This window comes from Dactylosporangium sp. CS-033363, assembly GCF_050942475.1.
Classification (GTDB): Bacteria; Actinomycetota; Actinomycetes; order Mycobacteriales; family Micromonosporaceae; genus Dactylosporangium.
This window is the reverse complement of sequence record NZ_CP192032.1, coordinates 9,007,886-9,018,260: the sequence shown is the minus strand read 5'-3', so window position 1 is coordinate 9,018,260 and position 10,375 is coordinate 9,007,886. Positions and strand designations below refer to the sequence as shown.

The window sequence follows — 10,375 nt, the reverse complement described above, 5'->3', positions numbered from 1 at the left end:
CATGGTTAGAACGGATGTTCTAGATCATGAGTTAGGCGGCCGGGAACCGGTTCTGGAACGCCAGCCGCGCGTCGGCTCCGTCGGCGATGCGGGTGAGTTCGTCGTCGAGGCGCATGAAGACGGACCAGACCGGCTCGCCCCGCTCGGCGGCGATGACCTGCGCGACCTGCTCCTCGAGGCCGTGCTCGCGCCGGCCCTTCCAGACCTTGTCGGCCAGCGTGACGAGCAGCTCCTCGAGCGTGGCGCCGGCGCGGTCCCACTGCCCGTGGAGCGCGGCGAACCGGGCCAGCCGGGCCTCGACCCCGAGCGCCAGGAGCAGCTCCTGCCCGGCCGGCTCGTGCTCTGCACCGGGCCCGGACAGCTCGGCGGGGAACCGCACCTTCCCGAAGTCGTGGGTGGCCGCGCCGAACAGCACGGCGTCGCGGTCCACGCCGACCTCGGCCCCGACCCGGTCGACGATCTGTACGGCAACATCGTGCACGGCCCGCAGATGGGCACCGAGCCGCGGCGGCGCCCCGACCCGGCGTAGGAGCTCGGCGGCGGCCTCCGGCAACGGCCGCAGCCCGGGCTCAGTGAGCGCCTGGTCGAGCGTGTTCATGCGGTGCTGACTCCGGCGCTCCTGACCAGGTCGGGGGCGGTGTGAAAGCGACCCCGGAAGTGGCTCGGCGCCCCGGGCGACTTCCGCAACTTCTCCGGGAGGATCTCCGCCTCGAACGACTGCGTCGCGATGTCGATCGTGAGCCGGGCGTCGAGAAAGTCCAGCCAGGTGCCGACGAGCGGCGACCAGAGCTTGTAGACCACTTCCTTGGCCGAGAAGTGCACGGCCGGCCACCAGTCCTCGTCGCCCCGGCGGTCGCACCAGGCGAGCTCCTCGGGCAGGCAGATCGCGCCCCGGACGTTGGTGGGCAGGACGGTGCGGCGCTCGGCGTCGATCCCGATCGCGCGCACGTCCTTGCGCAGCGCGACGGCGGCGGCGCAGTACCCGCCGGTGTGCGTGATGCTGCCGGTCGTGCCGTCGGGCCAGAGCGGCGCCCGGTTCTCCGACGGCACCAGCGGATGCCCGTGCACGCCGAGCCGGCCCAGGGCGCGCCGGGCACAGCTGCGCCCGGCGGTGAACTCGCGGCGGCGGCTCTCCACGGCCCGGGGACTGAGGCCGGCGGCCTCGGCGGGGAGCAGCTCGGCCGTGTAGTCGGCCTCGCCGGCGACCTCGACGGCCACCCAGTCCGGCAACAGGTCCTGCACCCCGCGACTTTAACCGGGCTTTTTCGTCAGGAACAGGCCGCCGAGTACGGAACCGGCGAGCGCGGTCAGCACGACGACCCCGCTCCAGAGCTCGAGCGACCAGGCCACGCCCAGGGAGAGCTGCACCCCGACGAGGTGCGTGGTCCACACCATCATCGGCACCACGGCGCCGATCGCCAGCGGCACCAGGTCGGGCCGGCGGGCCGCCACGCCCTGCACCGCGATGTCGGCGATGACCGCCCCGAGCAGCGGCCAGAGCTGCGCCGAGAGGTTCTCGAAGTCGTCGAACACCCCGTTGGGCACCGACGCCGCGGCCACCACGAGCGTGACGAGCCCGAACGGCACCCGCCGCAGGCGCGTCCAGGCGAAGAGCACCGCGACGAGCACCAGCATCGTGTACGTCAGGTACTGCGCCAGCCCGAACGCCTGCCCGTTGCCGTACCCGCTGTTGGCGGCGGGCGCGTCGGTGAACGGCGAGAGGTAGTCGAGGAAGAACGCGGCCACGGAGGTGCCGCTGACGGCGCTGATGAGCACCGGCACGTCGTTGGTGATGGAGGCGGCCTCGCGCTTGGCGGCCGCGGCGCGGATCGGGGTGGCGATCATCAGCGACCCGGCCGTGAGCAGCAGCAGGTGCGGCGGGCTGAGCAGCGCCTCGAGGTTGACCTCGATCCCGAACGTGATGTGCCAGGTCATGTCGAGCGCCCCGCCGACGGCGAAGAGCACCGCGCCGAGCAGCCCGAGCCCGTAGCCGGCCGGCACCCAGGTCTGCACCGGGCCCTCGGGGCGGCCGCGCCACAGCCGGGCCGGCACGAGGCTGATCGCCAGGGCGGCGTACCCGCTGTACAAGACCCCGTGCCAGGGCGTGAAGAACGTTTCGAGGGACGGCACGTGCGTGTGCGCCCACCCGTCCATGAACAGCCCGCCGGCCAGCCAGACCGACGCCAGCGCCACGATCAGATCCCGCCGCGCGCTCGAAACCGGCCGGCGGACAGCGGTACGTTCAGAGACGGTCGTCGCCACCCATCGATCCTGACGCATCGTGCCCATGAGCACAGCCCCGTTCGGCGAACCACCCATTTGGGGTGTCAGGGGGTGAGGCGGCGCAACAGGTGCGCGCGAGCTTCCGCGTCCATCGGCCCGCCCCGCTCGGCCAGGTGTCCGGCGAGCTCGTGGCGGTGCTCGGCGGTACGGTTCCCGCCGTACTTGAACTTGCCCGCCACCGCGGTGATCGTCAGCTCGATGCCGCGAATCCCCGGCAGGTTGCGATCGGTCGGCAGCACGGGCGAGCGCTCGGTCGCCGGCTGGAACTGCGCGAGCTGCCGCCGCAGGATGGCCGCCTTCTCGGCCGGGTCGTCGACGACGCGCACGTCGCACGACAGCTGCACGGCCGCGTAGTACGACGTCGGCACCCCGTCGAGCGGATCGGTGCCCGGCTTGGCGTTCCAGTCCGAGGGCACGTACACGTAGTCGCCGACCAGCGTCAGCAGCGCCCGCGGGCGCTCGTCCAGCGCGGCCCACACCGGGTTCGGCCGCGCCAGGTGCAGCCAGACGGTCTCCGCCCCGTCGTACGAGAAATGGGTCGGCACCACGACCGGCAGGTCCCGCCCGCGGCCGGGGGCGATCAGCTGCCCGAAGTCGTGCGCGGAAAGCCACCGCCGCCACTCGGACTCGTCGATGGGCGCGTCCCATGGATGTACCAGCACGGCTGCCAGCGTGCCATGCGGGGCCAAGCGATCAGGTCGGGAGGCTGGCACCCTGGGCGCGCAGGACGCGCTGGACCTGCGACGCCGGGATCTCGCGCGGCGGCTTGCCCGCGTGGGCGGCGAGGGCCGCGCACACGCCCGCGGCCTGGCCGGTGGCCATCGAGATGGGCATGATGCGGTACGAGCTGTGGGCCACGTGGTCGCCGGAGATGCAGCGGCCCGCCACGAGCAGGCCGTCGGTGTCGCGGGGGAGGAGCGTGCGCAGCGGGATGTCGTAGGAGCAGCCCTGGGGCAGGCGGCGCAGGATCGTACCGGGGCCGTTGGGGTTGTGGATGTCGACCGGGTACGCGCCGCGGGCGATCACGTCGTCGAACGAGCGGGCGCTCAGCACGTCCTCGCCGGTGAGCTGGTAGTCGCCCAGCACGCGGCGGGTCTCGCGGACGCCGACCTGGACGCCGCTCTGCATGACGTACGAGTGCTCGAAGCCCGGGACGCGCGTGTGCAGGAACCGCGCGATCTGGGCCAGCTGCTGGTGCGTGGCCAGCTCGGCGCGGGTCAGGTCCCACACGCTGATGCCGAGGCCGCCGACCCGGGTCGAGTTCACCGAGACCTCGTCGGGGTGCGGCGTGGCGAAGAAGAGGATGTCCTCGCGCGGCAGGTCGAGCTCGCCCGCGTCGCGCGCCTGGCGGATCAGGTCCCACAGGCCGTGCACGCCCTTCCACTGGTCGGGGTGCTCGTGGGCGTACTCGAGGAAGCCCGCGCGGTCCATGTTGCCGATCCGGAACATCAGGGTCATCGGCTGGGTCAGGCCGTCGTCGGGGCGGCCGATCTCGTAGGGCGCGCCGGTCGCGGCGGCGAGGTCGCCGTCGCCCGTACAGTCGACGACCACGTCGGCGTCGAGCACGACCGGACCCGACTTCGTCTCGAACACGACCCGCGAACCGCCGTCGGGCAGCGGCATCAGGTCGGAGGCGAAGGCGTGCAGCAGGAGCCGGACGCCGCAGCCGGCCAGCATGTCGTAGGTGACGAGCTTGAACAGCTCGGGGTCGAAGGGCACGGTGTAGCCGGTGCTCGGGTCCGGCGGCGTGGCACCCCCGGCCCGGACCAGGTGGTCGAGGAGGGTCCACAGCACGCCGGCGACGACGGGCTCGCCCTCGCCGTGGTCGGTCGGCAGCAGCCGGTTGTCGTCCCCGCCGACCGCCTGCTTCATCTCGTTGTGGAAGCTCATCAGCGGCATGACCAGGGCGGCCGTCGCGTTGCCGCCGAGGAACCCGTAGCGCTCCACGAGGACCACGTCGGCACCCGCCGCGGCCGCGCCGGTCGCGGCGCCGATGCCGGCCGGTCCACCCCCGACGACCAGCACCTCCGCCCGTCCGCCGTGCGTGGCCTTGCGGGGCGGGAGCTGTACCGACGGCATCCCGTGCGGTTGCTCGAGGGCGTTCATCATGCGCTCACCACCGGCTCCCGCTCCGTCAGCGGGGACAGCCGATCGAGCTGCGCACCCAGCCGGCGGCCGGTCTCCGTCGCGCGCTGGCGCAGGGCGGCGACCCGGGCGGCGGTCTCCTCCTGCCGCTGCGGGCGCTCGTCCCACAGCCGGTCGACCTGGGCGATGAGCGGCCCGGCCGCCTCCCGGACGACCCCGCGCGGAACGGGTGCACCGATGCGTTGCGCAAAGTCGAAAACCTTGCCGGCGTACGGCAGGGCGAGCAGCGGTACCCCCGCCAGAGCCGCGAAGATGAGGAAGTGCAGCCGCATGCCGACCGCGAGGTCCAGATGGCGCATCAGGTCGAGGATCTGCCCGGGGCGATACTGCCCGTTGAGGACCCGGCAGTGCTCGGCCGCCGTCATCCGCGACAGTACTGCGTGCGAGTGCCGTATGTCGGAGCGCTCCATCGGCACGAAGACCAGCGACGCGTCGAGCCGGTGCACGATGAAGTCGCCGACCTGGGCGAGCAGCTGGTGGTACTCGTCGGCGGCGAGGTGCTGCGCGGCGCGGCCCGGCTCCCGCACGCTCATGCCGACGACGCGGCGGCCCGGGGGGAGCGAGTCGTGCAGTACCGCGGCGTCGAACTCCTCCGGTTGCAGCAGCAGCGCGGGGTCCGCGGTCACGGTGACCGGCGCGGTCACGCCCGCCTCCTCCAGCGCGACCTTCGACTCCTCGTCGCGCACCGTCAGCTCCGTGGCCGCGCCGAGCACGTCGCGGGCCATCCGGCAGTCGAGCTCCTCGGTGAGCGGGCCGGCGCCGATGGCGTACGTGAACACGGGGACCCGCTGCTCCTGCGCGGTGCGCACGACGCGCAGGTAGCGGCGGGCCTCGGTGTCGTACAGGATGCCGCCGCCGCCCAGGACGAGCAGGTCCAGCCGGCCGAGCGCCTCGGCGGTGCGGTCGCGTCCGACGCCCTCCCACGGCGCCACCGCGACGCCGGGATGCTCCCTGGCCGTGTGGTCGGGGTCCCGGGAGAAGACGAGGACATCGGCGTCCGGGCGCCTGGCCCGCAGGTCGGAGAGGAGACTGGCCAGGATCGCCTCGTCGCCGAGGTTGTACCCGCCGTAGGAGCCGAGGACTCCCACCCGTGGACCGTGTTCGGACATGACGCCCCTCCCGTCGCCGGAATGCGCGCCACTACCCACGAGCGAAACTGTCACACCCGACCCTTATGGTGGATTTCGTGATCCACCTTCCGGCTGTACGACGCGGTCCGTTGCGAGCGATCAGTGCCCGTCTCGGCCTCGCCGTCGGCCTGGTCTGCGTGATCGTCGCGGTCATCTTCATCGACCGGAACGGGTACCGGGACGTCAACGAGGACGGCCTGTCGCTGCTGGACTGCTTCTACTACGCCGTCGTGACGCTGTCGACGACGGGCTACGGCGACATCACCCCCATCTCCCAGTCCGCCCGTCTCGTCAACATCCTGATCATCACCCCGGCCCGCGTGCTGTTCCTGATCATCTTGGTCGGCACCACCCTCGAAGTCCTGACCGATCAGTACCGCACGAACCTCAGGTTGCAGCGGTGGAGGAAGCGCGTGAAGAACCACGTCATCGTGTGCGGCTACGGCACCAAGGGCCGCGCGGCCGTCAGCACCCTGCTCGAGAACGGCTACGACAAGACCAGCGTGGTGGTCGTCGAGAGCGACCGCGCCGCGCTGCGCCAGGCCACGGCCGACGGGCTCGTGGCGATCGAGGGCTCCGCGACGCGCTCGGCCATCCTGGTCGAGGCCCGCGTGCAGGAGTGCAAGGCCGTCATCATCGCCACCGACAGCGACGACGCCTCGGTGCTCGTCACGCTGACCGTCCGGCAGCTCACGGCGGGCAAGGTCTCGATCATCGCGGCCGTCCGCGAGGCCGAGAACGCGCCGCTGCTGCGCCAGTCCGGCGCCCACCACGTCGTCGTGTCCTCCGCGACCGCCGGCCGGCTGCTCGGCCTGTCGACGACCGCGCCGCCGCTCATCGAGGTGGTCGAGGACCTGCTCACGCCCGGGCAGGGGATGGCCCTGGCCATGCGCTCGGCCCGCCGCGACGAGGTCGGCACGGCCCCGCGCGAGCTCAAGGAGCTCGTCATCGCCCTCTTCCGGCGCGGCAAGGTCCTCTCCCTCGCCGACCCCGAGGGCACCGCCATCCAGACGGGCGACATGATCGTCTACGTGCGCGACGACCGCCCCGAAGTGATCCCCAACATGCCGTAGATTCCCACGCGTGGCGCGCGTGGGAACGATCCTGTCCGCCGTGGTGCTCCTGCTGCTGATGGCCACTCCGGCGCAGGCCCACGGCGGCGCGTCCGTCACCATCCACTCCGACGGCCACGGCTCCGTGTGGATCACCGCCCAGTGGCAGGACGGCCACCCGATCAACGAGCCCACCGCCGTCACCATGACCGCCGCGAACAGCGCTTCGGCCGCTTCCGTGGCTCCGTCGGTACTGCGACAAACCGGCGACGAGCGTGGCACGCAGACGTACAGCGGCACCCTGACCCCCGGCTCGTGGCGCGTCGCGATCGACCTCGGCACCCCGGTGAACGGCCACTGCCAGGCCCTGATCCAGGTCGCCGACCCCGCGGCCACGGCGCAGCCGACGGAGGTCGCCTGCCTGATCCCGGCCACCTCGGCTCCCCCCGCCCCCTCGTCCTCCGGCGGCAGCCTGACCCCGCTGTGGATCACGCTGGGCGCCCTGGTCGTCTTGGGCGCGGGCCTGGCTGTCTACTTGTCCCGCCGCTCTTGATCTTGGGTCGCGATTTCTGTCGTACCCTTGTTCTAATCTGGCCGCATGAGTGGGGTGCTGGCAGCAGAAGGACCGGCGGAATGGCGCGACCGGCTGGAGACGATGCTGGCCGAGCACCGGCTCCGCCGCTCCCGGCGCGCGGCGGGGCGGGCCTCGTTCGCGGAGGCTCGGCGGCGGGGGTTGGAGGCTCGGCAGGCGGAGCGGTTGGCGCTGTTGGACCGGGAGGCGGCGTCGGCGGAGGTTTTGGCTGGGTGGGCGCAGCGCGATGCGCGGGCGGGGCGGGGCTCTGGTGGGGGTGGTTCCGCTCGGGGTGATGGTGGTGGCGGCCCGGCTTCCGGCGGGGGCCCGGCTCCTCCGGCTGGCGATCCGGCTCCTCCGGGCGGTGGGGTGGCTCCGGGTGGCGATTTGGCCTCTCCGGTCGGTGGGGTGGCTCCGGGCGGTGGGGCGGTTCCGGGTGGCGATTTGGCCTCTCCGGTCGGTGGGGTGGCTCCGGGCGGTGCGGCGGTTCCGGGTGGCGATTTGGCCTCTCCGGTCGGTGGGGTGGCTCCGGGCGGTGCGGCGGCTCCGGGCGGGGACCCGGCTCCTCTGGACGTTGGGGCTGCTCCGGACGGTGGCTCTGCTCCCCCGGGCGGCGACCCGGCTCGTTGCGGTGAGCTAGCTCGTTGCGGCGATCCGGCCCGCGGTGGGGGCCCGGCGCCTCGGACTAGCCCGGCTCGTGGCGATCGGGCCCTCGGTGGCACGGGCTCCGGTGGTCCAATGCGGGCGTCGGAAAGTTCCACACCCTGCGCTCGAAGTCGCGGGCGGGGTCGGCGGACTTCTCCTGCGCGCGGGCCGAGTCGCGAGGCCTGGACGGCGCGGGCGGCGCCGGCGGCGCGCGTCTTCGTGGCGGTGCCCCCAAGACGGTGGCGTGCATCGATGGCTCAGGTCGGAGTTCGGGCGCCGCCCGATTGGCTGTGGTGTCGTTGCCGGCTCGGGCGCGGATGCCGAGGCGGATCGGGGTCGGCGGGCGGCGGCGGCCGGGTGGTCCGGACGTTGCGCGGGCTACACCCTGGTGAGGCGGAAGGAGTGTTTCCAGGGTGGGGCGCTAGGCTCGCTGCGTGACTGCTGAGGCCAACGGCGAGGTGGACCCGGCGACCGAGGCGCTGCTGGCCGCGCGCACGGGCGACGAGCGGGCCGCGGCGGCGTTCGTGCGGGCCACGCAGGCGGAGGTCTGGCGGTTCGTGGCGGCGCTGGTTGGGGTCGGGCAGGCCGATGACGTGACCCAGGACACGTACCTGCGGGCGTTCCGGGCGCTGCCCGAGTTCGCCGGCCGCTCCTCGGCGCGCACGTGGGTGCTGGCCATCGCGCGGCGGGCGTGCGCCGACCAGGTGCGGGCGGCCGTGCGGGCGCGGCGGCTCGAGGCCCGGGTCGTGGGCGAGCCCACGACGCTGGCCGAGGGCGACCACGCCGGGCTGCACGCCACGAACGCGCTGGTTGCGGCACTGCCGGCCGAGCGGCGGGTGGCGTTCGTGCTGACACAGGTCCTCGGCATCTCGTACGCGGAAGCTGCCGAGATCGAGGACGTCCCCGTCGGCACCATCCGCTCCCGCGTGGCCCGGGCCCGCGCCGACCTCGTTGCCGCGATTGCCGCTTCCCGCGCCGGATGAAGCCTTCCGCCGCATGACTTGCCCGTTGCCGCTCCGCCGCTCGCGTACCGCTGCGCGATCCGAGGCCTGCGTCTGGAGCCGGTCTACGGCCGTGATCGGGGTCGCCGCATGATCGGCGGTTGGCGCCTGGCCGTTGCGCGATCTGCGAGCCACGTCGCGGGTGCGAGCCACGCCGCGGAAAAGCGATCTGCGAGCTACGCCGCGGGCTCTAGCCGCGGCGGGCAAACGAGCCGCGGCGGGGAAACGAGCCGCGGCGGGGAAACGAGCCGCGGCGGGGAAACGAGCCGCGGCGGGGAAACGAGCCGCGGCGGGGAAACGAGCCGCGGCGGGGAAACGAGCCGCGGCGGGGAAACGAGCCGCGGCGGGCAAACGAGCCGCGGCGGGGAAACGAGCCTCGCCGGGGGAGCGGCGCGCGGGCGTGATCGGGGTCGCTGGCGGCAGGTTGCCGACTCGCGTTTGACGGTGTGGCGGGTGCTTGTTGCGGTCTGCGTCGGGCTTCTCGGCGTGGTGCTCTACGGCGGGCCTGCCTCCGCGCACGGGGCTGATGCGCCTGTGGCCGTCAACTACGTCGTTCGGGTGCAGTCGGTTTCTGTCCCCGGGGTTGAGGTTCGGGCCGTTGAGGGGGGCGCTCGGCTGCAGCTTGTCAACAGGTCGGCGCGGGAAGTCACTGTGCTGGGGCTGCAAGGGGAGGAGTTTCTCCGGGTCGGGCCGCGGGGGGTTGAGGAGAATCGGCAGGCGCCTACCTGGTTTGCCAGTCGGTCCATCAATGGGGTGGCCAACGGCGGCGACGCTGCCGCTGTGCCTGAGTGGCATCTGGTGGCCGCCACGCCCGACGTGCGGTGGCATGACGAGCGGGCGCGGGAACTGCCTGCTCGGGCTTGGAGTGTTCCGTTGCTGGTGGACGGGCGGGAACCGGGGATTGTGCGCGGTACCGTCGAGGCGGCCAAGACCCCCGAGACCGGGTGGTGGTGGGTCGGCGGACTGCTCGGGGCCGTGGTTGTCGGGCTGTTGTGGCGGTGGCGGGCCGCGCTGACCGGGGCGGCCGTCGTGGGGGGCCTTGTCGCGGGCGTGTGGATTGTTCAGTCCGCTTCGCTTGCCGCGTCGCCGGCCGACGGGGTGGGGGTGCAGCTGCTTGCGAGGCTTTGGCCGTTGGTCACCGCGGTCGGGGTCGTCGGCGCCGGGGTGCTGTTGGTGTTCAAACGTGTCGACATCGTCGTGGGGATTGCCGGGGCCTGTCTGGCCGTCATGATCGGGGTCGGGGACTCCTCCGTGTTCCGGTACGGGACGCTTGCCGGGCCCGGCTGGGGGCGGGTTGCCGTTGCCGTCGCGTTTGCCGTGGGAGCCGGCCTTGCCGTCGCCGGGGGACTGCGGTGGTACCGGGCGACCGGCGAACAAGAGCGCCCGGGACACGGAGTTGCCGGCGAACCAGAGCGCCCGGGACACGCTGCTGCCGGCGAACAGGAGCGCCCGAGACGCGGCGCTGCCGGTGAGCGAGAGCGCCCGGGACACGGTGACGGCATCAAGAACGCACACACGGGGCAGGAGAAGTAAACAAAAGCGCACGGG

Annotated in this window: 10 protein-coding genes; 4 read left to right on the top strand and 6 right to left on the bottom strand. The window is 72.9% G+C overall.

Annotated elements, in window-relative coordinates; translation table 11 throughout:
* Positions 1-31: 31 nt before the first annotated feature.
* The 6 genes from ACQPZ4_RS41510 to ACQPZ4_RS41485 form a co-directional block, all read right to left on the bottom strand.
* Positions 32-598, bottom strand: a complete 567-nt coding sequence (locus ACQPZ4_RS41510; protein ID WP_433049011.1) for an HD domain-containing protein — start codon at positions 596-598, stop codon at positions 32-34.
* The gene (locus ACQPZ4_RS41505) at positions 595-1,242 is read right to left on the bottom strand and encodes a 4'-phosphopantetheinyl transferase family protein (RefSeq protein ID WP_433049008.1); all 648 of its coding nucleotides are present in this window, start codon (positions 1,240-1,242) and stop codon (positions 595-597) included. Before ACQPZ4_RS41505 ends, ACQPZ4_RS41510 begins: the two co-directional genes overlap by 4 nt.
* A 9-nt stretch (positions 1,243-1,251) precedes the next feature.
* Positions 1,252-2,193 (bottom strand): hypothetical protein, encoded by a 942-nt coding sequence (locus ACQPZ4_RS41500; protein ID WP_433049005.1) that lies wholly within the window; start codon positions 2,191-2,193, stop codon positions 1,252-1,254.
* Between the two features lie 134 nt (positions 2,194-2,327).
* Positions 2,328-2,945, bottom strand: a complete 618-nt coding sequence (locus ACQPZ4_RS41495; RefSeq protein WP_433049002.1) for an FMN-binding negative transcriptional regulator — start codon at positions 2,943-2,945, stop codon at positions 2,328-2,330.
* A 31-nt stretch (positions 2,946-2,976) separates the two neighbouring features.
* Positions 2,977-4,392 (bottom strand): FAD-dependent oxidoreductase, encoded by a 1,416-nt coding sequence (locus ACQPZ4_RS41490; RefSeq protein WP_433048999.1) that lies wholly within the window; start codon positions 4,390-4,392, stop codon positions 2,977-2,979.
* Positions 4,389-5,537: a polysaccharide pyruvyl transferase family protein gene (locus ACQPZ4_RS41485; RefSeq protein ID WP_433048996.1), complete on the bottom strand. Its 1,149-nt coding sequence runs from the start codon at positions 5,535-5,537 to the stop codon at positions 4,389-4,391. The genes ACQPZ4_RS41490 and ACQPZ4_RS41485 overlap by 4 nt, the downstream gene beginning before the upstream one ends.
* Before the next feature lie 77 nt (positions 5,538-5,614).
* On the opposite strand from ACQPZ4_RS41485, the gene ACQPZ4_RS41480 reads away from it, so the two are divergent.
* The 4 genes from ACQPZ4_RS41480 to ACQPZ4_RS41465 all read left to right on the top strand — a co-directional run bounded on the left by ACQPZ4_RS41480 (position 5,615) and on the right by ACQPZ4_RS41465 (position 10,360).
* On the top strand, positions 5,615-6,631 hold the full coding sequence (locus ACQPZ4_RS41480; RefSeq protein WP_433048993.1) for a potassium channel family protein: 1,017 nt from the start codon (positions 5,615-5,617) through the stop codon (positions 6,629-6,631).
* A 10-nt stretch (positions 6,632-6,641) separates the two neighbouring features.
* Entirely contained in the window at positions 6,642-7,163 is a 522-nt protein-coding gene (locus ACQPZ4_RS41475; protein WP_433048990.1) for a hypothetical protein, read from the top strand.
* Between the two features lie 1,097 nt (positions 7,164-8,260).
* On the top strand, positions 8,261-8,809 hold the full coding sequence (locus ACQPZ4_RS41470) for a sigma-70 family RNA polymerase sigma factor (protein WP_433048987.1): 549 nt from the start codon (positions 8,261-8,263) through the stop codon (positions 8,807-8,809).
* Positions 8,810-9,280: 471 nt separating this feature from the next.
* Positions 9,281-10,360, top strand: coding sequence for a hypothetical protein (locus ACQPZ4_RS41465; protein ID WP_433048984.1), 1,080 nt, complete (start codon positions 9,281-9,283; stop codon positions 10,358-10,360).
* The last annotated feature ends 15 nt before the right edge of the window (positions 10,361-10,375 follow it).